Source organism: Paraglaciecola mesophila, from assembly GCF_009906955.1.
Classification (GTDB): Bacteria; Pseudomonadota; Gammaproteobacteria; order Enterobacterales; family Alteromonadaceae; genus Paraglaciecola; species Paraglaciecola mesophila_A.
Map to the genome: position 1 here is coordinate 4,194,178 of NZ_CP047656.1, position 24,469 is coordinate 4,218,646.

A 24,469-nucleotide genomic window follows, 5' to 3' on the forward strand; every position below is an offset into this window, starting at 1 on the left:
TAAAAAAAGTCAATCACAAATGGACTTTCGTTAAGTTTTGTCGTTGCAGTTAGGCCAGCCCTAAGCCAGAATGTAGCGCTATCGATCGCTAGCTTACATTTTGATGGATTCTTTTAATAGCGAGCGTCAACCAGTCATTAATAATCAGGAGACCACATGCCTTCACGTCAACAACTCGCTAACGCAATACGTGCGCTTAGTATGGATGCAGTACAACAGGCTAATTCAGGACACCCAGGCGCCCCTATGGGCATGGCAGATATAGCCGAAGTATTGTGGAACGATTTTTTAAAGCACAATCCTGCGAATCCAAATTGGGCTAACCGTGACCGCTTTATTATGTCTAACGGCCATGGTTCGATGTTAGTTTATTCGTTGCTGCATTTAACGGGTTATGAATTACCGATTGAAGAGTTAAAGAATTTCCGTCAATTGCATTCAAAAACGCCAGGTCACCCTGAATATGGTTATGCGCCTGGTGTAGAAACCACCACTGGCCCCCTAGGCCAAGGTATAAGCAACGCGGTAGGTATGGCGATAGCTGAGAAAGTATTGGCTGCGCAATTTAATCAGCAAAACTTCGATATTGTTGACCATTTCACTTATTGCTTCTTGGGCGATGGTTGTTTGATGGAAGGTATCTCTCATGAAGCCTGTTCTCTTGCCGGTACCTTGGGTCTAGGCAAGTTGGTTGCGTTTTGGGATGACAACGGCATTTCTATCGATGGTCATGTAGAAGGCTGGTTTACTGACAATACGCCTGCGCGTTTTGAATCTTATGGATGGCACGTCATTGCTGATGTGGACGGGCATGATCCTGAAGCGATCAAAGCGGCCGTTGAAACAGCAAAAGCCAATACCACTCAACCTACCTTGATTTGTTGTAAAACGGTTATAGGTTTCGGTTCACCAAATAAATCAGGTAGCCATGATTCACATGGCTCGCCTTTAGGCGCGGATGAAATTACCGCTACTCGTGAATTTTTGAAATGGCCACATGCTGCATTTGAAGTTCCAGAAGACATTTATGCAGGTTGGGATGCAAAAGCATCAGGTGCTGAGTTAGAGCAAGCTTGGAATGAACAACTTGCAGCATATGAGAAAGCTCACCCGGAATTAGCAGCTGAGCTAACGCGTCGCTTAAACGGTGATTTACCTGCTGATTTTGCTGAAAAAGCCCAAGCTTTCATCGAACAATCTCAAGAAAAAGCGGAAAATGTCGCAAGTCGTAAGGCGTCACAAAATTCAATTGAAGCATTTGCTGCTATCATGCCAGAAATTTTAGGGGGCTCCGCTGACTTAGCTGGCTCAAACTTAACGCTTTGGTCAAACTCTAAAGGCGTGACAGCTGACGATGCCAGCGGTAATTACTTATATTATGGTGTGCGCGAGTTCGGTATGAGCGGCATCATGAATGGTATTGGTTTACACGGTGGTTTCCGTCCATTTGGTGCGACATTCCTTATGTTTATGGAGTATGCACGTAATGCGGTTCGTATGGCTTCATTGATGGGCATTCCTAATATTTTTGTATATACCCACGACTCAATTGGTCAAGGGGAAGACGGCCCAACGCATCAGCCTATCGAGCAATTGGCTAACTTGCGCTTAACACCGAATCTCGCTACGTGGCGTCCTTGTGACGGCGCTGAAACCGCGGTTGCATGGAAATCAGCGTTAGAACGCAAAGATGGGCCAAGTGCCCTAGTCTTTAGTCGTCAAGGGTTGCCTGCCCAAGCGCGTAATGCTGAGCAATTGGCGAACGTGGCTAAAGGTGGCTACGTCCTGAAAGATTGCGAAGGTGCGCCTGAAGTTATCCTAATCGGTACGGGCTCTGAAGTTGGCGTTGCTATGGACGCCGCTGAGCAACTTAGCGCCAAAGGTGTTGCTGTGCGCGTGGTGTCTATGCCAAGCACCTCTGTGTTTGACCAGCAAGATGATGCCTATCGTGAATCTGTATTGCCAAGAGCGGTCACTGCCCGGGTAGCGGTTGAAGCGGCTCATGTAGATTACTGGAGTAAGTATGTTGGTTTCGATGGTGCGGTAGTCGGTATGTCTACCTTTGGTGAGTCTGCACCCGGTGCGGCACTGCTTAAGCACTTCGGTATCACGGCTGATGCTGTGGCTGAGAAAGCACAAGGATTGTTGAATTGTTAGGAAATGGCTTCCAGTTGAAACAATAAAACTATAATCTAAGGCGCTTTCGAGCGCCTTAGTCATTTTAGTGACGCAGTTTTAGTGTTTTAGATAGCGCTTAAGAGTGTTTAAATTTCAGTAAGAGCCAAATGATACGAGTAGCAATTAATGGTTTTGGTCGTATTGGTCGCAATGTACTACGTGCGTTATACGAAACGGGGCAAAACAAACAAATTCAAATTGTGGCAATCAATGAACTCGCCGAGCCAGAAGGTGTCGCGCATTTATTAAAATATGATACCGCCCATGGGCGTTTCCGTTTCCCTGTTGTGCTTGATGAGCAACAATTGGTCGTTGCTGGGGATCATATTACGCTATTGCAACAGGCCAATATTGAAGATTTGCCTTGGGGCGAGCTTGATATAGATGTGGTGTTGGAGTGTACTGGGGTTAATAACGAGCGTTCTCACGGTGAACAGCATATCGTTCAAGGGGCGAAAAAGGTGTTGTTCTCGCAGCCCTGCGGGCCAGATGTTGATGCAACCATTATTATGGGGATCAACGAAGAATCTCTAAAAGCCAGTGATAGCATAGTGTCTGCTGGCTCATGCACGACTAACTGCATCGTGCCTGTTATTCAGGTGCTTGATGAAGCCTTTTCTGTTTCCAGTGGCACTATCACGACTATTCATTCATCCATGCATGACCAGCAGGTAATAGATGCTTATCATCCTGATCTTCGTCGTACGCGAGCAGCCAGCCAGTCAATCATTCCTGTAGATACGAAATTAGCTCGGGGTATAGAGCGCATTTTGCCCAAGTTTGCGGGCAAATTTGAAGCAATAGCCGTACGCGTACCCACTATCAATGTGACTGCGATGGATTTAAGTGTCACGCTTGATGCTAAAGTCACGATAGAAGAGGTTAATCAAGCCTTAAAAACTGCCAAAAATGGGCGTTTAAGCGGCATATTAGATTTTACCGAAGAGCCGTTGGTGTCAGTTGATTTTAATCACGATGCGCACTCGTGCATTGTCGATGGTACACAAACCCGAGTGAGTCATAAGCAATTGGTAAAGTTGCTGGTATGGTGTGACAACGAATGGGGGTTTTCAAATCGTATGATTGATACCGTCACTGTAATGAACCGATTGGCACTTAACGCAACAGCAGGCTAACTTAGCGCTTTAGCGATGTTGGCACATAGGCCAGTATTTATTTTTAGAAAGCTTTTGCCGATGAAAGCTTTAGCCAATGAAAGCTTTCGTCACGTTATTTTTAATTTGTAATTCACGTTTAATACGTAAAATGGGGGAAATATGTCAATAATCAACATGACTGATTTAGAGTTAGCAGGGAAACGAGTACTTATTCGTCAAGATCTAAACGTACCTGTAAAAGACGGGAAAGTGACATCAGACGCCCGTATCAAAGCATCGCTAAATACCATTAAATTTGCACTTGAAGCGGGTGCAAAAGTGATGGTCATGTCACATTTAGGACGCCCAACTGAAGGTCAGTTCGAGCAGGATTTTTCATTACAGCCTGTCGTTGATTACCTAAACGACGTATTAGATTGCTCTGTCACCTTAGCTCAAGATTATTTAGATGGCGTTGAAGTGAATGCTGGCGAGCTCGTGGTACTTGAAAACGTACGCTTCAATAAAGGCGAAAAGAAGGACGATGAAGCGTTATCTAAACAGTATGCAGCCTTATGCGACGTGTATGTGATGGATGCTTTTGGTACGGCTCATCGTGCTCAAGCTTCAACCCATGGTGCGGGAAAATATGCCCCTGTGGCGTGTGCCGGCCCATTGTTAGCAGGCGAACTTGAAGCGCTTGGTAAGGCCCTGCATAACCCAGCTCGTCCTATGCTAGCGATTGTTGGCGGTTCTAAAGTTTCGACGAAATTAACGGTACTTGAGTCACTATCAAATAAAGTGGACCAGCTTATCGTCGGTGGCGGTATTGCCAACACCTTTATTGCCGCGACGGGTAATAGCGTGGGTAAGTCTCTGTATGAAGCGGATTTAATCCCTGAAGCGAATCGTTTGCTTGCGGCGGCAAAAGACGCAGGCGGTAATATTCCGGTCCCTGTTGACGTGGTAACTGGTAAAGCGTTTTCTGAACAAGCTCAAGCGACGTTAAAAGACGTAAGTGAAGTGGCTGAAGATGATATGATTTTTGATATCGGTCCTAAAACCGCAGCTGAACTTGCAGATTTAATTAAAAATGCAGGTACCATAGTGTGGAATGGTCCGGTTGGTGTCTTTGAGTTCGATCAATTTGGTGAAGGGACTAAAGCCATCGCTATGGCTATCGCCCAAAGTAACGCGTTTTCTATTGCTGGTGGTGGTGATACGTTAGCAGCAGTAGACAAATACGCTATCGAAGATAAGATATCGTATATCTCCACAGGTGGTGGAGCGTTTTTAGAATTTTTAGAAGGCAAAGAGTTACCCGCAGTCACTATGTTAGAGGCTCGAGGGGCTTAATACCTTCACGAAAACATAACAAGAGAAGCATAAGCTTCCGTTAACCTTTGTAACCTACAAGCCGTTATGCCCATCGGCTTACAACACAATTAAGGAGTGTTGCTCATGGCATCACAAGCACAATTGGATATGCTAAAAAAAATAAAAAGTGATAATGGATTTATCGCGGCCCTTGACCAAAGTGGTGGCAGTACGCCAAAAGCTTTGCGTTTATATGGTGTTGAAGAGACTGAATACACAAATGATGACGAGATGTTCACGCAAGTTCACTTAATGCGTACCCGTATTGTCACAAGCCCTGCCTTTAATGGAAAGCGAGTTTTGGGCGCGATCTTATTTGAAAATACATTAGATCGTGAAATTGGCGGCAAATCATCTGCACACTTTCTATGGCAAGAAAAGAACGTGGTTCCTTTCTTAAAAGTAGACAAAGGTTTGCAAGATGAGGCTGATGGGGTTCAGCTAATGAAGCCTATCGCCGATTTAGAAAACTTACTCGCCAAAGCCAATGCACAGGACGTATTTGGTACTAAAATGCGCTCAGTGGTTAAACTTGGCAACAAAGCCGGTATTGATGCTATCGTTGCCCAGCAGTTCGAAGTGGGTAAACAAATTTTAGCGGCAGGTTTGATGCCTATCATAGAGCCGGAAGTGGATATAAATAGCCCTGAAAAAGCACAAGCTGAAGCTTTGTTAAAAGCGGCTATTTTAACCCAACTTGCTGCTTTAGATGCTGAGCAAACTGTGATGCTGAAGCTGACGCTGCCAGAAGAAACAAACTTTTATCGAGAATTAGTGGAACACCCTAAAGTGTTGAAAGTGGTAGCACTCTCAGGTGGTTACAATCGTCAGGAAGCAAATCGTCGTTTGTCAGAGAATAAAGGCATGATTGCTAGCTTCTCTCGCGCGCTAACAGAAGGCGTGAGTGCTAAGCAATCAGATGATGAGTTTAACGCTACGTTAGACGAAGCCATCGAAGGCATATATCAAGCTTCAGTAAGCTAATGATTGGCTAATTATTGTTATAAAAACCAAGCTAACGCTTGGTTTTTTTGTTTTTGTGCTAGCGACCTGCACTATACCTTTGCCTAGTAGATTTACCTAAAGGACTTGGTAATATAATGTTAGAGTTAATTCAGTACTTTACGCATAAATTCATATTTATCAAAAAGTTAATCAAATGTGCGGAGATACTATGCCAGTCACTTTGCCCTTGCCATTATACAAAAAATTAGCGGTGACTTTTAGAGTTGAACCCGGTTGCTTGGGGCCCGATGGAAGCGAGCATATTGAAGGTTTTTGCCAGTTTGCTAAACACCAAGTTTCTTCGTTGCATAGCGATTTTGTACGTTGGCGTATTGTTCCCCGTTATGACAAAAGCCTGCCGGAAACAGAATATAAAACCAACAATAAACGCCTGGATCACACTAAAGCGCGACAATATTTAAGTGCGTTAGAGCAAGAACTTGATGCATTTGAAGCGCATTTTCACGAAAAAGTCGCTGACCTGATTGATCAGTATTTAGGACGTTAGTCGTCTACTAGCCAGGCATTATTCACCGCTATATCCACTTGCTCGATAACGTAATCCCAAAGCTTTGGGGCGATGGTTTGCAAATATGTATTTCGTTTTAGCACTTGGCTTTTCTTAACCTTGTTTGTTTTCCAACTGCCCCCGTGATTACTCATGTTTTGCAGCACCGGTAACACCCTATCCATTGCTTTAGCGAACTGGGCATCTGCTGACTGCGCTTGCTCAAACTCAAGCCAAAGACTCAGCATGTCTTGACCTGACTGTTCGGGTAGTAAACCAAAAATACGATTGGCTGCGTCTAATTCTTTTTGCTCTTGTGCTTGATGATCGTGCTCTTCAGCAAAGGCAAATAAATCACCGGCATCAATTTCCACGATATCGTGAATAAGCAGCATTTTTGTCACGCGTAATATATCTACAGGCTCACTAGCGTAATCAGCCATGACTTGGGCTAACAAGGCGATGTGCCAGCTGTGTTCTGCGCTGTTTTCATGTCGATTATTATCTGCTTGAACTACTGTTTTACGGTACACCGCTTTTAGTTTGTCTATTTCAAGCATGAAGGTTATTTGGGCGGTAAGAGGATGCATGTTTTACGGGGTCCTAGCAGCAAAAAGAGGCAGTTGCCGACTGGCAACCACCATTAAGCGTATCAAAGCTCGCTGGTTTCGTTTCTGTCAGCGATTTTCTTCAAGTTTTCGTGAATTTTAAATAACACGATCAACAGTTCACACCATATTCGGGCCCCTATTACGCCAGCAATGAGTATACCCAAACCAGCAATAAAGCCACCACCGTATGAATTAAACATAGTCGTGACACCAGACACCACGGCAGCTATTAACATCAGCCAATATACAAAAGTGATGATTTTTGGGGTGAGCATTGAATCGAAGAAGAAAAGATCCTTCATAAATACCTTCCTTGTTATTAAATATTAAAATGCAGTTAACGATCTTAAATACCATCTCGATATATACAAAATGGTAAGTCAACTATAAGATATTTTTATTAATTATTACAAGAGGTTATGCTCTATTTTTTAGCACTCGGTTGAGAAGCACAAACAGAAAAACAAGGCTTATTCATAGCGCAACTGTAGACCTAGCGCCTGAAGGTAGCGCTCTTCAGTGGCAAGGTCAGCACTAAAAATGGGTTTATTCTCAAGCCAACCTTCAGGAAATGTAAGACGAATACTCGCTGTTTTCACTTTTACTTCTATGGGAGGCAGTATGTCATCTTGGCGTTTAATATTTAACAGTACGCCAAGACGTAAAATAGCAATTAATTTATGCACATGCTCCGTTGGATGCTGGGTGAAGTCAGCAATCTCATTTGGGCGAATTTTTTTACGATAATAACGCACTAGCGTTGCCATTAACGTTTGTTGTTCTTGATTAAAGCCTGGAAGATCAATGTTTTGCAGTATGTACGCCGAATGACGTTGAGTACCATGAGTATTAATTTGCAATCCCACTTCGTGTAGTAATGCTGACCAACCTAGCATGCTCTTGAGCTCTTTTGAGGCAATATTCCAACTCTCTTTGCATTGCTGATAAATATCCATGGTCACGCTATGCACCCGCCTAGCTTGCTCAATATCTACATCGTAGCGTGTGGCCAAGCTTTCAGCTGAGCGCTGTCGTACATCTGGGTGGGTCAGTTGCGTTTCCATTTCGTATAAAACGCCTTCGCGCAGGGCCGCAGTGGAAAACATCATATGCTCGATGTTTAAACTTTTAAAAATCGCAATCAAAATGGCTAATCCTGCAGCGAAAACAGGCTTTCTATCTTCACTCATTTGGCTGATATTGAGCTTATTTACTGTGCCTGCTTCGCAGCATATCTTCATTAAACGGGTAAGTTGCGAGAGGGTGACTTTACCTTCAGTGGATTTAACACTGTCATTTTGGGCAATTTGAATAATATTGCGGATCGTGCCTGAGGTACCGATACAACTTTTCCAGCCAGCTCGAAGATAGGCTTTGTCAATCATCTCAAGTTCTTGCTGGGCGGCGGTTATAGCGCGCTCAAATGATTTGCTTTTTAGTTCATCGTTTTTAAAGAATTTCTTAGTGTAGCTTACACAGCCCATCTGTAAGCTACGCAGCATTTTGGGCTCGAAACCTTGCCCGATTATGAACTCGGTAGAGCCACCACCAATATCGACCACCAAACGTTGGCCATTATCATGGTTGGTATGGGCGACACCCAAATAAATTAAGCGAGCTTCTTCCGCTCCCCCTATCACTTCAATGGGGTAGGGGAGAATGTTTCGTGCAGCTCGAATAAAGGCTTTGGCATTGCGCGCCTTGCGCAGTGTATAAGTGGCAACAATTCGCACGTTTTCAGGTGGGAAATCTTGCAAGCTTTCAGCGACCACGTTTAACGCATCTAAACCCCGTTGTTGGGCTTCATCATCAAGTTGATAGTCGCTATTTAAACCTTGAGCCAAACGTACTTTTTGTTTCACTCTATGCAATATTTGCACTGAGCCTGCTACGACTCTTGCTACCACTAAGTGGAAACTGTTAGAGCCAATATCTAATGCGGCAATTTTGTTGGTGTCTCTTACTTCCACACCATCAAATGGCGCATTATCATTGGGCATCTTTCTTTTTTTCCTGCTGCTTTATGTATTCGTACGTTTCTAATTGAGAGCGTAACTTTTTACGATTACCCCGGCGCACATACTTATTGGATTGGTGCTGATCAATAATACGGGCTTTCAGTGTATCTTGAAATTGAATTTCAAGAATATCTAGAATTTGCTTAATCAGTTTTGGCTCATAGATAGGGCAACCCACCTCAATTCTAAAGTCCATATTACGGGTCATCCAGTCCGCGGATGAAATAAACACACGTTTGTCACCACCATTTTCAAATACCATGACTCTGGGGTGCTCTAAAAAGCGATCGACTATGCTAATGACAGAAATATTCTCACTTAATCCCTTCACTCCGGGCACGAGCGAGCACATACCGCGAATGATCAAGCGCACTTTTACGCCAGCTTGACTGGCTTTGTACAAATCATCAATTAACAGTTGGTCATCCAAGTTATTCAATTTTAGCGTAATTCCAGCGCTCAATCCTTCTTTGACGTTTTGTATTTCTTGCCTAATCAATAGTTGAATTTTAGTACGTGCGTTAATCGGAGATATTTGTAAATGCTGGAATTTTTGGCGACGATAAGGCTGTTGAATAAAGTTAAAAACGTTTTCGGCTTCTAAGGCGAGCTCTTGATTACGGGTAAATAAACTGAAATCGGTATAAATCTTAGCGGTTTTTTCGTTGAAGTTGCCTGTACCGAAGTGAGCGTAATGGATCAGCTCTCCTTTTTCTTCGCGGCTGACTAAGCATAATTTGCTGTGGATTTTTAGCGCGTGCATACCAAACACGACTTTAATGCCGGCATCGGTCATGGTTTTAGACCAGCTAATGTTCGCTTCTTCGTCAAAGCGCGCCCTTAACTCAACGACTACAGTGACTTTCTTACCGTTATCGACGGCATCAATCAGGGAATCGATAATGCGTGAATTCTTCGCTACGCGATATATATTCAACTTGATTTGCTTAACTTTAGGATCAAACGCGGCTTGGCGTACAAACTCAGTAACGTGTAAAAAGCGGTGATAGGGATAATATAGCAGAATGTCTTTTTCGCTGATTGCGTCGAATACTGTGTTGTGAGCCGCAAAATCATTTGAGGTGATAGCAGGTAATTTGGGGTTTTCTAAATAGTCACGCCCTACATTGGGAAAACCAATAAAATCCTTAAAGTTCCGGTAAGTACCACCTGCAATTAAGCTGTCGTAGGACGATATTTTTAAGCGTTTTTTCAAGTTACGCACCATGTCGCTTGGCATTTGCTCGTCATAAACCACGCGGACGGGCTCAGCGATTAACCTTTGCTTCATGCTTTCTGACATTTTGTCGACGTAACTTTCATCTATTTCGTCGTTAATCGAATATTCAGAGTCGCGGGTCATCTTAAAGGAGTAGGCTTCACCTGATTCAAAGTCCACGAAGCCTTTAAAGATACTCTCAAGGTTATGGCGAATGATGTCGTCCAGTAAGATAATGTATTTTTTCTTACGGCTATTTTCCGGAGGAATGACCACAAAACGCGACAGTGATTTAGTCGGTACCTCGATGGTTGCATATTGGGTATTTTTGCCACTGTTGTTGATGGCAACATAAAGGTAAGTTGCAGAGTCATTTAAACGGGATACGAGGTTAACTTTGCTATGCAATAAAATTGGCGCGATATGACGCAGAATTTTATTTTTAAAGTAGTTCTTTAACCAAGTGGTTTGATATTCCGATAGTTTTTCATCTTCCAGCAAAAAGATATTGTAGCGGGCTAAACGTGCGACAACATCTTCACGAACGCGTTCGAAATCTTCTGTCATGCCAACGACTTTTTCTTGGATTTGCTCCATGAGCAGCTTGGTTTTATCTGCTTTTTCTATTTCGCCTTCATCTAGGTGGATGTAAATTTTGCGTTTAACATCCGCTACTCGCACACGGTAAAACTCATCCATATTGCTAGAGTAAATACCGAGGAAACGGATCCGCTCAACAATAGGGTTTTTGCGATCGGCTGCTTCTTGAAGTACGCGCTGATTGAAGGAAAGCCAGCTGATTTCACGAGAAAAATAGATATTAGGTTGAGCAGTCATTGGATCTTAATGTCAAATAAGAAAAATTTGTGCGATATAGTGTCAACTGTGTATGACGAATTTATGACAGCTATATCTCAGTCTCGTACACTCTTGTCTTTGATAATACGGGCTTTACCTAAAAGCAAAGCCCTAGACAAAGTTAGACTTTGCCCGTTGAACTAATATCAACGACTAAGTCATTTGCAATGGATTCTAATTCATCACTTAGCTCATCTAAATCAAAGCCTTTTTCGATTGCCACTAAGGCTTTGGCTTTAAACAATAACCCTCCCCAATTAGGGGCGCTATCGCAGGTAGAGTCAAACTTGATTATGTTTAGATTAAACCGGTTTAAAATTGCAGTGAGTTCCTGCACGATACCGGGTTTATCGTTGCCCATGATATCGATTTGCACACTGTGGGTTTGAGGAGGAAGGTTATTGTCACCTTCGACCAAGTTGATTGATAAATCTGGGTGAGTAGAAAATTGCTCAATTAAAGAGGCTTGTTTTTCTTCAGGTAATTGAATTTCAACAAAGCCTGCAAAGTGACCTGCCATATATGACAAGTTACTGCCTAGCCAATTTCCGCCCAATTTGAACACGGATTGAGCAAGTGAATCGACTAAGCCGCGCTTGTCTTTGCCAACAAGTGTAAAAATCAATGATTTCATATTAATGAACCTCGCGTTAAAGTGATGCTCTGAGTATTGATAATTAGCATAGCGTACAATCAGGGTGAATGTTTGTAATTTTTCCTTAATAATCAATTGATAGAATAAACTAAACCTCCTATTTTTACCCCCATTATTCAGGGGGATTGTGACAGTTTATAGTATTGGCAATTGAGCGCTATTATTACCATGTGTTGTAAAACTGATACGAAAAGCACGTCACTGTCATGTTACTGTCATTTTTCTTCAGGTATCATGCGCGACGATTAAATTCGAATTGTAGTATTTAAACCATAGAGATACTTAACGTATGCCAACAAACACATTTCTTGGGGTTTTCGCAAAATCTCCCCTAAAGCCACTTGAAGATCATATTAAGGTGGTGAATAAATGTAGCCAAGGGCTGCTTCCATTTTTTAATTCTGTTTTCGCAGGTGATTGGGAAAAAGCAGCTCTATTTCAGAAAGAAATTTCTAATCTAGAGAAGCAAGCCGATACGCTTAAGCGAGACCTTCGAATTAGTCTGCCTCGTGGTATTTTTATGCCGATTCAGCGACAAGATGTCCTTGAGTTGTTAACCCAGCAAGACAAAATTGCGAATAAAGCTAAGGACATTTCTGGTCGCGTTTTAGGTCGTCATATGGATATTCCAGTGGTCATGCGTGAAAGTTTTATGGCGTATTTGGAACGCTGCCTCGATGCAACCAAACAAGCTAAGCGCGTGATAAACGAGCTTGACGATTTACTTGAGACTGGGTTTCGCGGTCGCGAAGTACGTCTAGTCGAAGATATGATCGTCGATTTAGATAAAATTGAAGATGACACTGACGTAATGCAAGTTGCTGTACGCAGAGAGTTATTAGATTTAGAGTCACAGCTCAACCCTGTCGATGTCATGTTTTTGTATAGCATTATTGAATGGGTTGGGGAGTTGGCTGATATTTCAGAGCGAGTTGGCTCAAGACTCGAACTCATGTTGGCCAATTAAGAGAAAGCATTAATGGATATTTTACAAACATACGGCTTCACACTTATTGTGGTAGCCGCTTTAGTCGGTTTCCTCATGGCATGGGGTATTGGTGCAAATGATGTAGCCAATGCGATGGGGACATCTGTTGGATCCAAGGCACTGACCATTAAGCAAGCGATATTAATCGCGATGGTATTTGAATTTGCCGGCGCTTACTTAGCGGGCGGCGAAGTAACGTCAACTATCCGCAAAGGAATTTTAGATTCTTCTTACTTTATAGAGAGCCCAGAGTTACTAGTATACGGGATGATTTCGGCGCTACTGGCTGCTGGTATTTGGCTGGGATTTGCATCTTATTTAGGCTGGCCCGTGTCGACTACCCATTCAATTGTAGGCGCGTTAGTCGGGTTTGCTGCGGTTGGCGTCAGTTCTGATGCTGTGGCGTGGAGCGCAGTGGGTGGCATTGTTGGAAGTTGGGTCATTACTCCCGCGATATCAGGTTTTATTGCATTTTTGATATTCCAGAGTGCGCAAAAACTGATATTTGATACCGACAAGCCGTTTGATAATGCAAAACGCTACGTCCCATTTTATATGGGGTTAGCCGGTTTTGTTATGTCGCTTGTAACGATTAAAAAAGGCCTTAAGCATGTAGGATTGCATATTGAACCTGCAGATGGTTATTACATTGCTATCGCCATTGCTATTCTGGTCGGACTCATAGGTAAGTATGCGATAAGTCGGGTGCATTATGATGCCAAAGCCGACAAACGTACCCATTTTGCTAATGTTGAGAAAATTTTCGCTATTTTGATGATTGTCACCGCATGTTGTATGGCATTTGCCCATGGTTCAAACGACGTCGCTAATGCAATTGGGCCTCTGGCTGCTGTGGTGAGCATTATCAATAGTGATGGTGAAATTAGCAGTAAAGCGGGATTAGTGTGGTGGATTCTACCCTTGGGTGGCCTAGGCATCGTGGCGGGATTGGCCTTATTTGGTCACCGCGTAATTGCTACCATAGGTAACGGCATTACTCATCTTACACCAAGCCGTGGTTTTGCCGCTGAACTCGCTGCTGCTTGTACTGTGGTATTGGCTTCTGGCACTGGTTTACCGATTTCTACTACGCAAACCTTGGTGGGTGCTGTATTAGGTGTGGGTATGGCACGAGGTATTGCGGCAATCAATCTTGGAGTGGTACGGAATATTGTTGTCTCTTGGGTGGTTACGCTACCTGCTGGTGCAGGTTTGTCGATACTGTTCTTCTTTGTGCTAAAAGGTATTTTTGCTCCTTAAGGCAAAATGTTGGTGAGTCACCACCTCAAAAACAGAACTTTTGTACTTTGCTACTTTCGGTGCACGTACAGGTTCTGTTTTTTTATGTCTGAAATTTAAAAATGTTGTACTTGGTTGTGACTGTAATATAACCGTTATAAAAGTGTCATATTATACGAGCCAAATCTGGTTAAATTATTAAAAGTGGTTGGATGAAACCGAGTGTCGTGTGGGCTATTGTTGTTTGTTTTTGGGGCATTTATTGTGCACCAGCTACGGCCATGCGCGACTACATAGATGTGGTAGGTTCATCAACCGTATATGCGTTCTCCACCGTCGTGGCTGAGCGTTTTGGTAAGTCTTCTCAGTTCCATACACCCAAAATAGAATCGACGGGTTCAGGTGGCGGGTTAAAGTTATTCTGCCAAGGAGTGGGGATGAAATTTCCAGACATTGCTAATTCGTCTCGCCGAATCAAAGCGTCTGAAATTGAGCTTTGCAAACAAAATGGTGTGAACGAGGTGATTGAGATTCTTATTGGTTTCGATGGAATTGTGCTCGCTCAAAGTCAATCGGGTATTGATATTGAATTGACGAGGCGAGAGCTTTACCTTGCCCTAGCGAAACGCGTCCCGAATCCAGACGGTAGCAAAACGACCATAGATAACCCTTATCACACTTGGCAAGATATTACCCCCAGCTTGCCCAACATCAAGATAAACGTGTTTGGCCCACCACCCACATCAGGGACACGAGATGCCTTTTCTGAACTGGTATTAGATCACGGTTGCCACACTTTCGAGTGGCTGGCTAATATGTCTATATCTTCAAACAAATCCAGTGGCGATCATAAAAAGACAAGGGCACTCAAGAATAAGCAAAAGCGTTTGTGTCGTATGCTGCGTGAAGACGGTGCTTATATTGATGCGGGTGAGAATGATAATTTAGTCGTGCAGAAACTCAATGCAAATCCAGACGCATTAGGTTTGCTAGGTTTTAGCTTTCTCGATCAAAACAGAGATCGTATCAAAAGCGCTAATATTGATGGGTTTAACCCTTCGTTTCGTTCTATTTCCAGCGGTGATTATCCAATTTCTCGTCCGCTATATATCTACGTTAAAAAGGCGCATATCGGAATGATCCCAGGGATAGAAGCGTTCATACGTGAATTTGTCAGTGACAAAGCGTCCGGTGAGAGTGGTTATCTATCACGTAAAGGGATGATCCCACTACCAAAGTCACAACGAGAGGCTGTAGAGCAACGCATTAACAGCCTGCGTCCAGATGTACACTGAACACTACGCTATGCATGCTATGGAAACCCCTACACTGATCATTATCACCTTATTGTGTGCAGCTGGTGCATACATTTTAGGTCGCAACCGCGCGTCGGATATCGCGTCGCGTGGCAGTCAACAAGGGACGCTGCATTCTTTACCCTATTACTACGGCCTGCTAAGTTCGCTGTGGTGTGCCGTGCCTTGTTTGATGATTGTTTTAATTTGGACACTGCTGGACGACTATGCAGTACATGCTGCGATTGTGAACGTGTTGCCTGAATCAGCGCAAACCTTGCCCGAAAACGAAGTTGATTTGATGGTTAATACGGTGATCAATCTCGCTTTATACCCCAATTCTCTCATTAGCAGCAGCACACCGGATTATTTAATACAAGCAGGACAAGATTATCTGCGTTGGCAGCAATTAAGTCAGCTTAGTCTCACAGTTGTTGTGTTAATCAGTTTAGTTTTGGCTTTTTCACTGAGCTGGAATTTGATCAAGGCCAAAGTGAAAGCGCGCCAGCAAGTAGAGAGGGTGTTCCAATGGACCTTATTATTGTGTGCCAGCATCGCCATTTTAACCACGATAGGTATTGTGCTATCTGTGTTATTTGAATCTTTGCGCTTTTTTCAATCGATCAATTTTTTTGAGTTTATTTTTGGTACTCATTGGAGCCCGCAAACGGCGTTACGTATTGATCAAGTAGGCGCATCAGGTGCGTTTGGTGCAGTACCGTTATTCGTCGGCACGTTGCTTATTTCTTTTATCGCCATGTTAATTGCCGTTCCTGTTGGTTTGATGTCGGCGATTTATTTATCAGAATACGCCACACCAAAGTTCAGGGCGGTGGTTAAGCCCATGCTTGAAATATTAGCGGGGATCCCTTCTGTGGTGTATGGATTTTTTGCCGCGTTAACGGTGGCACCATTTATTCGCGATAGTGGCCACTTTTTAGGCCTTGAAGTCTCATCAGAAAGTGCGTTAGCTGCTGGTTTAGTTATGGGAGTCATGATCATACCGTTCGTGTCGTCATTGTCAGATGATGTATTAAAAGCCGTGCCGCAATCTTTACGTGATGGCTCTTTAGGCTTGGGGGCAACCCAATCAGAAACCATCAAGCGTGTGGTTATTCCTGCGGCGCTACCCGGGATTATCAGTGGGGTGTTACTGGCTGCGTCAAGGGCGATTGGTGAAACCATGATAGTCGTGATGGCCGCCGGATTGGCCGCTCATTTAACGGCGAATCCGCTTGAGTCAGTAACAACCATCACTGTGCAGATCGTCACTTTGCTGGTAGGGGATCAAGAGTTTGACAGTCCGAAAACCTTATCCGCGTTTGCGCTGGGGCTAATGTTATTCATGGTGACCTTGGCGTTGAACTATGTTGCTTTATACGTGGTACGTCAATACCGAGAAGAGTATGAGTAACTATGCGTAAGATGAATCATAAATCCGCGACTAGGCAACAGCCTAGCACCATTGAATTAGTCAATCGGAATCTTGCAAAACGCAAGCGCGCGGAGTGGCGTTTCCGAGTTTACGGTATTGGGGCGATTTTATTTGGTTTTGTCTGCCTCTTAATTCTTTTTACTGACATCGTAGGCAAAGGGCACGGCGCTTTTTTTAAAACACAAATTCAACTGCAACTTAGCCTAGATTCTGAGTCTTTGCAGGTAACGAACCCGTCTTCTGAGCAGCTCGAAAATGCAAATTATGATGCGGTTATTGAAAATGCCCTGCTTACCGATAATAGCGCGTTAATGGCGTCTGAGCTTTCTGCGCTCGATAAACGCCAGTTGTTGAGTTTAGTCAGTACAGGGGCTGTGTACGATTTACAAAAAATGCTAATCGATACACCTGAACAGCTAAATCACGAGGTATCTATGTGGTTGACGGCAGATGACGATGTAGACAATTACGTTAAAAGTCGGACGCGAAATGAGCAAGGCTTTAGTGGGCGATTAACTGAGCAACAGCAAAAGTGGGTAGATCGTTGGCTCGAACAAGGGCAAATACGTCAAACGTTTAACACCACATTTTTCACTTCGGGTGATTCGCGAGAGCCAGAACAAGCGGGGATACGCGGTGCGTTAATGGGCTCTTTGTATATGCTGTTGGTTACGATTGGTTTGTCATTTCCTATTGGGATCTCTGCAGCAGTATATTTAGAAGAATATGCCCCAAGAAATCGTTTAACCGACTTTATTGAAGTGAATATAAATAACTTGGCCGCTGTGCCTTCAATTATTTTTGGCTTGCTTGGTTTGGCTATTTTTATCGGTTTTTTTGACATGCCACGGTCCATACCTCTCGTGGGCGGATTAGTATTGACCTTAATGACCTTGCCAACCATTATTATTTCAAGTCGAGCGGCAATCAAAGCTGTACCGCAGTCGATACGTGACGCGGCGTACGGTCTTGGTGCATCAAAAATGCAGGTGGTATTGCATCATGTTGTACCTTTGGCGATGCCAGGGATGCTAACCGGTGCCATTATTGGTTTTGCGCAAGCATTAGGTGAAACAGCGCCTTTGTTAATGATTGGTATGGTGGCATTCATTGTGGACGTGCCCGCGGATTTATTGGATCCGGCAAGCGCATTACCCGTACAAATTTTTCTGTGGGCAGACAGCCCGGAGCGTGCGTTTATCGAACGTACCTCAGCTGCAATCATGGTGTTATTAGCCTTTTTAATTGCGATGAATGGGTTAGCTGTTTGGTTGCGTCATCGACTTGGCCGTGGCCACTAAGAGTAGGAATAGGTAGTGAATTCGAATTCAGGATACAACCGTTTATTTGATCCCATGGCTGAGACTGGACAACCATTGGACTTTGCACAGCATGGCTTAGGGCAACAAACTGTAGGGAGCCCCTTTTCAGAAAAAGCCAAGATGTCAGTGCGCAATTTGAATGTGTATTATGCTGATAAGCAGGCAATTCATGACGTTAGTCTCGATATAAATCGCAACGAAGTGATGGCGATGATTGGGCCATCCGGTTGTGGTAAATCAACGTTTTTACGCTGTCTTAATCGAATGAATGACACCATAGATTATTGCAAAGTTGAGGGCGAGGTCACCCTTGATGAAAAGAACATTTATCATCGTAAGCAAGATGTGGTGCCTTTGCGTGCGCGGGTCGGGATAGTATTTCAAAAACCTAACCCTTTTCCTAAGTCGATATACGAAAATGTTGCATATGGGCCAAAAGTACATGGCTTGGTGTCACGTCGGGCGCAGTTAGACGAGATAGTTGAAGATAGTCTGCGTAAAGCCAGTCTGTGGGACGAGGTAAAAGATCGCTTATTTTCTCCTGGTACAGATTTGTCAGGAGGTCAGCAACAACGTCTGTGTATAGCTCGCACCATCGCGGTGAGTCCTGAAGTGATATTGATGGATGAACCCTGTTCGGCACTCGACCCTATCGCAACGGCAAGAATCGAAGAGTTGATGGCGGAGCTCAGTCAAAACTTCACTATCGCGATAGTCACACATTCTATGCAGCAAGCGGCAAGAGTATCCACTCGCACTGCGTATTTTCACATGGGGCGACTGATCGAAGTGAATGATACGCGCCGTGTATTTACCAATCCAGAGCATGAGCTTACCGAAGCCTATATTACAGGCCGATTCGGTTAACCTAAGGAGAACAGTATGGAACGCCATATTTCTCAGCGCTTTGACTCTGACTTAGAGGCGCTGAAAAGCCAAGTCCTTGAAATGGGCGGAATAGTAGAGCAGCAAATTATTGATTCAGTCAAAGCCATTGAATCGGTCAACAGACCTTTAGCGGAGCATGTGCTGGAAGTCGAAAACGATGTTGATCGCCGAGAGGTGTTACTTGATGAAAACTGCACCATGATTTTAGCATGTCGCCAACCCGCGGCATCTGATCTGCGTATGGTGCTGTCTGTGACTAAAATGACCCGCGACTTAGAAAGAATGGGCGATGAAGCACAGAAAATTGCTCAGATGGCCATCGCCTTAAGTGATGATGGTGCAGCACCTGGGGGCTATGAAGAGATTCGTCATATGGGCGCGTTAGTCCAGAAAATGGTGAATTCTGTACTCGATGCTTTTGCTAGGTTTGATGCTGACAAAGCGTTAGACGTTGCTCGTGCCGATACTCAGGTAGACAGAGAATATAAGTCAGCCATGCGAGAAATCGTCACCTATATGATGGAAGACCCACGCTCTATTGGGCGCGTAATGAATATTCTTTGGGCGCTTCGTTCTATAGAGCGAATTGGCGATCATGCTCGCAACATTGCCGAGCATATTATTTATCTGGTTAAAGGATATGATGTTCGTCATACGAGCGTGCATGAAATTGAGAAAAGATTGAATAAATCTTAGCTGTAAATCAGTCTCTAGATTACTTGCCTTTGGTGAATAATCTAGAGACAACTGATACTCCTTACTTTTCCTCTTTTTGAATGGCGGTAAATGTTCACTCACCTGTAAAGCTCAGTCGTACCTACTTTTCGATTACAGTGTTTTAGTCATAAATTTGTCATAAATGTGTCATCTTTTGATGCATTTCCTATAGAAATATCATACATTGCGCGCAAATACTTTGAGAGGCGGTTTTATGCGTACTGCGCTTAATTTGTGCGTTGTAATTGGCTGCTCATTACACTAACGACGAAACAAAATCTGCCTAGATGTTGTCTGTGAAGGATGCACTATAGTGGATCGAACGAGATATTAGGTTCAAAACAAAGGTGTATTGCTCACCTAAACCTGTATAGCATCTAAGGTTCGAGAAGATTTTGCCATCGTATAATAGGATTTTTTATTCGCATTTGTATGAAGAGCCAAACCTACCTAATTACATTCTGTTTGCTGAACATCATTTTTACTAGCAAACCAATCGCCATGACAACGCAAGTTGACGCTGGCGCGCAAAATAGTGAGCGTAAGGTCAGTTCCCAGCCTGTCGAACTACAAAACACAGGAACCGTCGACCTTGAAGATGAATTTGAGCCTGTAACCGCTGTATCGGCTAGGGATCATCTTGTCTCTGGTGAAAAGGCAAATAGCCAGTGGAGCGTTAAACCGAGAGGACGGGCGCTTTATGATTACAATGAGCTATCTTCTGTGCCCTCAAGTATTACGGGGGCCGACGAAGGCGCTAGTAGCGAAGTACGGCGTCTTCGTTTTGGTCTGCAGGGAACTGCTCCTAGAGGCTTTGGTTATAAAGTTATCGCTGATTTTGCTGATGATGTCATCTTTACCGATGCCTTTGTGAGCTTCAAAGAGGGAGACTTAAAACTAACGCTTGGGCAACACAATACCTTTCAGGGGCTTGAAGAATTATCAAGCAGTAACGATACAAGTTTTACAGAGCGAGCAGCGTATACGGATGCCTTCGGGTTTGAGCGCAGAGTTGGCCTTTCAGCTACTTATACATTGAACGATTTTTTGCTCGAAGGAGGCGTGTTCTCAGATAACATCGATGATTTAGGGGGCAAAAATAATTCATTTAGTGTTGATGGACGTGTTAGCTACGCTACGACTTTTCAAGGCACGCTTATTCATCTTGGTAGTTCAATTCATATCCGTGATTTAGGTGATGAAATAGATAGCGTTCGTTATCGACAACGGCCGCATATTCACAGCGTCGATACACGCTTTATTAATACTGAAGACATTGTAGGGGCTAGTGACGAAACGAGTTATGGTCTTGAGGCGGCGATCATTGCTGGGCGTTTTCATGTCGTTGGCGAGACGCATTGGTTAAACGTTACGCGATCAGACTATGCTGATCCGACCTTTTTTGGCGGTTCAATTGAAGCAGGATTTTTTATCACACAAGACAAACGTGAATACAAAGGTGGCGTATTTAAAGGCGTTAAGGTGAATCAACCTGTTAGTAATGGTGGGATAGGCGCTTGGCAAGTTAACGTTCGCTATGACAGGCTCGATTTAGTCGATGCCGGCATAATCGGTGGAACGCAAGATGCCTATATGGCATCCCTGATTTGGACACTAGTAGATGACGTGCGCTTGATACTTAATTACGGCCATCTGTCTTATTCTCATGCCCTTGATATTGAACAAGGAGCGCCAGACAATTTCTCGGTGAATGTATTTGGTATTAGAGGGCAAATTGGCTTCTAACTCTTATGCGAAAGTTAGCGAGGTAACTGATATTCATTATCTCGCCATTTATCGTTGGCAAAAAGAATGCAAGATCGCCGAGAAACATCTGCATATTTGATTTAAACTTGGCGAATCAATCGTTTTTGTTAATGAGTTTTATATGAAATGGCCTAACCTAAAGCACCTACATTACCTCGTCACACTCCATCAAGAACAACATTTCCACCGTGCTGCTGCTCACTGCCATGTGAGTCAATCAACCCTTAGTACTGCCATTCAGAATTTAGAAGAGCAATTTGGCTGTCAGTTGCTAGAGCGAGAGCATAAAACCTTTGTGTTCACACCTTTTGGTTTAGAGTTGGTGGAGCGTAGCCGCCGTTTGCTTAACGATGCGAATGAGTTGGTGGATTTCGCGCAAACGGCAGGAAATTGGCAATCGGGTAATTTGAAAATAGGGGTTATTCCGACGATTGCCCCGTTCTTTTTTGAAGGGCTAATTGGTGCAGTAAAAGAGCATTTGCCTGACATCTCATTGCAACTACAAGAAGATACCACCACGAATTTACTCAGTCAGTTAAATGAAGGGGTACTTGATTTATTGGTCTTAGCCTTACCCATGGAAACACCAGGCTGCAAACAATTGGTTATCGGTCATGATCCCTTTCATCTCATTGCACATTCTGACCTAGTTGATACCTTACCTATGCCAATGGATGTGTCGGCACTGCCTGCTAAGAGTGTGTTTTTGCTACAACAAGAGCATTGCATGACCGGCCACGCGGTAAGCGCCTGTAATTTACGTCATAAAGAGCAGGTCAATACATTGGCTGCCAGTAGTTTATATACCTTGGTGCAGCTAGCTAACAGTAAACTTGGCTTCACTTTTATGCCCGAGTTAGCGATAAAAAATCATATTCTGAGTACCTCAAAGCTGGTGTCTTTGCCTGCTGAAGACAGTGCTTATCGGGAAATTGGTTTAGTGTGGCGCAACGCTACCACCCGTGTGCGCTTGTTTCGTCGCTTGGCAGAGTTACTTTCACCGCTGACACCGGTTCCTACCTTGAAAAAATAATTCTACTTTAGTCAAACTTTTTAAACCCGCGTCTCGACTTAATATTGAGTCAACACAATAGGGAAAAATTTGGTGTTTGAGAAGAGCGACGAACAGCTAATAGAGAAAGCGTTGAAAGGGCAGAAGAAAGCCTGGTTCAGCTTACTCAGACGCTATGAAAAGCCCGTTTATCATTACGGGCTGCGCATGACAGGAAATAACGCCGACGCGCTGGACCTAATGCAGGACGTGTTTATTTCGGTATTTCGAAATTTGTCGTCCTATCGAAGTGAGGGAAGCTTTAAAGGCTGGTTATTTCGTATCGCCCATTACCGCTGTATCGAGTTTTATCGGCGAAAACGCCCCATGCAAGGACTAGAGGATACGCCTGACATTCCCTGTACTGCACAGCATACTGAGCAACTTATCGAAAATACGCAACGTAATGCCCAACTGGTCAGTGCAATGCAACAGCTTCCTTTGGCGCAAAAGTCCGTGGTTGAACTGAAATTTTTTGGTCATTTTACCTTTGAAGAAATCGCCCAACAAACCGGTATGTCTGTCAATACGGCAAAGTCTCGGTTGTATGGGGCGTTAGCAAAATTGAAAACCTTAATGGAGGTGGATTATGTCGAGCTATGACAACGCCGAACTTCTAGCTTTGTGGCTAGAAGGCAAACTGACCCCAAAACAACGGGACGAATTTGAACAACGCTGTATCCAGGATAGTCAATTTGCTGAGCAGGTGGATACGGCCGCTATGGTTAAAATAGGTGCTGATGATTATTCCTCTTCTGAGGTCCCAAAGTGGAATAAAGCCGCTACTTTTGAGCCCCAGCATGCCCGTAATAGTTGGTCGTGGTTATCCGGTGTATCTTTCGTGACGTCAGCGCTGGCTATTGTGCTGGTGTTAACGGGGACGCAAGTCACCACTTCTGAGGGGGAGCTGCGTATTCGCTTCGGCTCAGGGCAGTCAGAACAGGCATTAGCGAAATTAGTAGATAGCAAGTTAGATGCGTTTAAACAAAATCAACAAGAAGCGTTTAGCTTGTATGCACAAACGCTGCAGCAGCAACAGCTAGAGAGTGCGAGTCAACTAACGAATTACCTTTTGACCTCTAGTCGCAAAGAGCGTCGTGAAGACTTCGCTGAACTCATTAAGTTCGTGAATCAGCAGCGTAGCGATGACCAACTTTTCTATGCTCGCCAACTCAATCAATTACAACAAGACGTTTACTTGGATGCAAATGGCATCAAAGTAGACGGTACGCAACAGTAGAGGTAACCCTATGAAAATGTCTAAACGTATTTATGCTCTTAGCGCCTTAGTTGCCAGTATGTGGGCCTTGCCCATTGCCGCAAAGACTGACATGAATGCATTAACCGGTGAGCTTGAGATTATGAGCAGCATTTTGCAAACCGCACTCAAGCAAGATAACCAAAGAGGAAGTCTGAGCATACGAGATATCGACTATACCTATCTGCAAGATCAGGGCGTGGTCTTTAAAATGACAATGAACCACTATGGTTACAGACAAGTTTTTGCGTTTATCGATGGGCATCCATCTGTTCCTGTTGCGCCAATCGCACCGAATGTGTTTCATCTCAAGGACGGGGATATCGACATTCGTATCGATGAAGATGAAATAGAGGACGCGGTAGAAGAGGCCATGGAGCAAGCTGAATATCTATCGCAGGAATCCATCAGTAAAATACGTTCGCTAGGGGAAAAGCTGCGCGAATTATCATGGGAAGAGCGAGACTATCAACGTCGCCGACGTGATCTTGAATTCGAAAAAAGCAATAGCGACAATGAACGCAAAGCCGACATTGAAGAACAGCTAAGTGAACTGAATGCAGAGCTAAAAAAGATCCAACTTAAACGCACAGAAGTTGAACGTTACAAAACAAAAACTGAAACCGAGCGACAAGCATTGGTCAAACAACGTAAAGAGGCCGCTGCGCACGAGCGTAAGGGATTTCTAACGAGTTTTGAGCAGAACTTAGGACAAGTGTTGTGTCGCTATGGTGCCGGGCTTAAGGCGCTTGATGACAAAGAGCATGTAAATTTTGTGCTGAGTGATTTTGATTCGTCAAATAGGCGAGCACAGCAAAGTAGCCAAGACCGTGTTTATGTATTCAAACACAGTGACATTCAAGCGTGCGTGAAAGACAAAATCAATCAGGAACGTTTACTGCAAAACGGTCAAGTGTATGGTTTTTAAACTGTCGTCTTGCAGTGCAAGCTCAGCTTAATTTCAACATACAAAGTGTTTTATC

At 43.8% G+C, this 24,469-nt stretch carries 22 protein-coding genes; 17 read left to right on the forward strand and 5 right to left on the reverse strand.

The window, feature by feature from the left end:
- The first annotated feature begins 156 nt into the window (after positions 1-156).
- From tkt to FX988_RS17845, 5 genes are all read left to right on the forward strand, one after another.
- Complete coding sequence (gene tkt / locus FX988_RS17825) at positions 157-2,157, forward strand: transketolase (protein ID WP_160181437.1); 2,001 nt, start codon at positions 157-159, stop codon at positions 2,155-2,157.
- A gap of 128 nt (positions 2,158-2,285) precedes the next feature.
- Positions 2,286-3,314 (forward strand): erythrose-4-phosphate dehydrogenase, encoded by a 1,029-nt coding sequence (gene epd / locus FX988_RS17830; protein WP_160181438.1) that lies wholly within the window; start codon positions 2,286-2,288, stop codon positions 3,312-3,314.
- A gap of 141 nt (positions 3,315-3,455) precedes the next feature.
- Complete coding sequence (locus FX988_RS17835; protein ID WP_160181439.1) at positions 3,456-4,631, forward strand: phosphoglycerate kinase; 1,176 nt, start codon at positions 3,456-3,458, stop codon at positions 4,629-4,631.
- A gap of 105 nt (positions 4,632-4,736) precedes the next feature.
- The gene (locus FX988_RS17840) at positions 4,737-5,636 is read left to right on the forward strand and encodes a fructose bisphosphate aldolase (RefSeq protein ID WP_160181440.1); all 900 of its coding nucleotides are present in this window, start codon (positions 4,737-4,739) and stop codon (positions 5,634-5,636) included.
- Positions 5,637-5,826: 190 nt separating this feature from the next.
- Positions 5,827-6,165: a hypothetical protein gene (locus FX988_RS17845; protein ID WP_160181441.1), complete on the forward strand. Its 339-nt coding sequence runs from the start codon at positions 5,827-5,829 to the stop codon at positions 6,163-6,165.
- On the opposite strand, the gene FX988_RS17850 is transcribed toward FX988_RS17845, so the two are convergent.
- From FX988_RS17850 to FX988_RS17870, 5 genes are all read right to left on the reverse strand, one after another.
- Positions 6,162-6,755 carry an HD domain-containing protein gene (locus FX988_RS17850; protein ID WP_160181442.1) on the reverse strand — a complete coding sequence of 198 codons (594 nt, stop codon included), beginning with the start codon at positions 6,753-6,755 and terminating at the stop codon, positions 6,162-6,164. The two genes, FX988_RS17845 and FX988_RS17850, sit on opposite strands and share 4 nt — an antisense overlap.
- 62 nt (positions 6,756-6,817) lie before the next feature.
- Positions 6,818-7,078, reverse strand: a complete 261-nt coding sequence (locus FX988_RS17855; protein ID WP_160181443.1) for a DUF4282 domain-containing protein — start codon at positions 7,076-7,078, stop codon at positions 6,818-6,820.
- A 168-nt stretch (positions 7,079-7,246) separates the two neighbouring features.
- Entirely contained in the window at positions 7,247-8,776 is a 1,530-nt protein-coding gene (ppx, locus tag FX988_RS17860; RefSeq protein WP_160181444.1) for an exopolyphosphatase, read from the reverse strand.
- Complete coding sequence (gene ppk1 / locus FX988_RS17865) at positions 8,766-10,850, reverse strand: polyphosphate kinase 1 (RefSeq protein ID WP_160181445.1); 2,085 nt, start codon at positions 10,848-10,850, stop codon at positions 8,766-8,768. Before ppk1 ends, ppx begins: the two co-directional genes overlap by 11 nt.
- Positions 10,851-10,992: 142 nt before the next feature.
- On the reverse strand, positions 10,993-11,505 hold the full coding sequence (locus tag FX988_RS17870; RefSeq protein WP_160181446.1) for a glycine cleavage system protein R: 513 nt from the start codon (positions 11,503-11,505) through the stop codon (positions 10,993-10,995).
- Between the two features lie 310 nt (positions 11,506-11,815).
- On the opposite strand from FX988_RS17870, the gene FX988_RS17875 reads away from it, so the two are divergent.
- The 12 genes from FX988_RS17875 to FX988_RS17930 all read left to right on the forward strand — a co-directional run bounded on the left by FX988_RS17875 (position 11,816) and on the right by FX988_RS17930 (position 24,414).
- Positions 11,816-12,493, forward strand: a complete 678-nt coding sequence (locus FX988_RS17875; protein WP_160181447.1) for a TIGR00153 family protein — start codon at positions 11,816-11,818, stop codon at positions 12,491-12,493.
- 12 nt (positions 12,494-12,505) lie between these two features.
- Positions 12,506-13,774: an inorganic phosphate transporter gene (locus FX988_RS17880; RefSeq protein ID WP_160181448.1), complete on the forward strand. Its 1,269-nt coding sequence runs from the start codon at positions 12,506-12,508 to the stop codon at positions 13,772-13,774.
- A 191-nt stretch (positions 13,775-13,965) separates the two neighbouring features.
- Entirely contained in the window at positions 13,966-15,048 is a 1,083-nt protein-coding gene (locus FX988_RS17885; RefSeq protein WP_160181449.1) for a PstS family phosphate ABC transporter substrate-binding protein, read from the forward strand.
- Between the two features lie 19 nt (positions 15,049-15,067).
- On the forward strand, positions 15,068-16,462 hold the full coding sequence (gene pstC, locus FX988_RS17890; protein WP_160182230.1) for a phosphate ABC transporter permease subunit PstC: 1,395 nt from the start codon (positions 15,068-15,070) through the stop codon (positions 16,460-16,462).
- Between the two features lie 2 nt (positions 16,463-16,464).
- Entirely contained in the window at positions 16,465-17,784 is a 1,320-nt protein-coding gene (gene pstA, locus FX988_RS17895; protein ID WP_160181450.1) for a phosphate ABC transporter permease PstA, read from the forward strand.
- Positions 17,785-17,799: 15 nt separating this feature from the next.
- Positions 17,800-18,672: a phosphate ABC transporter ATP-binding protein PstB gene (pstB, locus tag FX988_RS17900; protein WP_160181451.1), complete on the forward strand. Its 873-nt coding sequence runs from the start codon at positions 17,800-17,802 to the stop codon at positions 18,670-18,672.
- 15 nt (positions 18,673-18,687) lie between these two features.
- Complete coding sequence (gene phoU, locus FX988_RS17905) at positions 18,688-19,389, forward strand: phosphate signaling complex protein PhoU (RefSeq protein ID WP_007988398.1); 702 nt, start codon at positions 18,688-18,690, stop codon at positions 19,387-19,389.
- Positions 19,390-19,911: 522 nt separating this feature from the next.
- On the forward strand, positions 19,912-21,156 hold the full coding sequence (locus FX988_RS17910) for an OprO/OprP family phosphate-selective porin (protein ID WP_160181452.1): 1,245 nt from the start codon (positions 19,912-19,914) through the stop codon (positions 21,154-21,156).
- Positions 21,157-21,298: 142 nt separating this feature from the next.
- Complete coding sequence (locus tag FX988_RS17915) at positions 21,299-22,210, forward strand: hydrogen peroxide-inducible genes activator (RefSeq protein ID WP_160181453.1); 912 nt, start codon at positions 21,299-21,301, stop codon at positions 22,208-22,210.
- A gap of 72 nt (positions 22,211-22,282) precedes the next feature.
- Complete coding sequence (locus FX988_RS17920; RefSeq protein WP_160181454.1) at positions 22,283-22,831, forward strand: RNA polymerase sigma factor; 549 nt, start codon at positions 22,283-22,285, stop codon at positions 22,829-22,831.
- Positions 22,818-23,468 carry a hypothetical protein gene (locus FX988_RS17925; protein ID WP_160181455.1) on the forward strand — a complete coding sequence of 217 codons (651 nt, stop codon included), beginning with the start codon at positions 22,818-22,820 and terminating at the stop codon, positions 23,466-23,468. The genes FX988_RS17920 and FX988_RS17925 overlap by 14 nt, the downstream gene beginning before the upstream one ends.
- A gap of 10 nt (positions 23,469-23,478) precedes the next feature.
- Positions 23,479-24,414, forward strand: coding sequence for a hypothetical protein (locus tag FX988_RS17930; protein WP_160181456.1), 936 nt, complete (start codon positions 23,479-23,481; stop codon positions 24,412-24,414).
- The last annotated feature ends 55 nt before the right edge of the window (positions 24,415-24,469 follow it).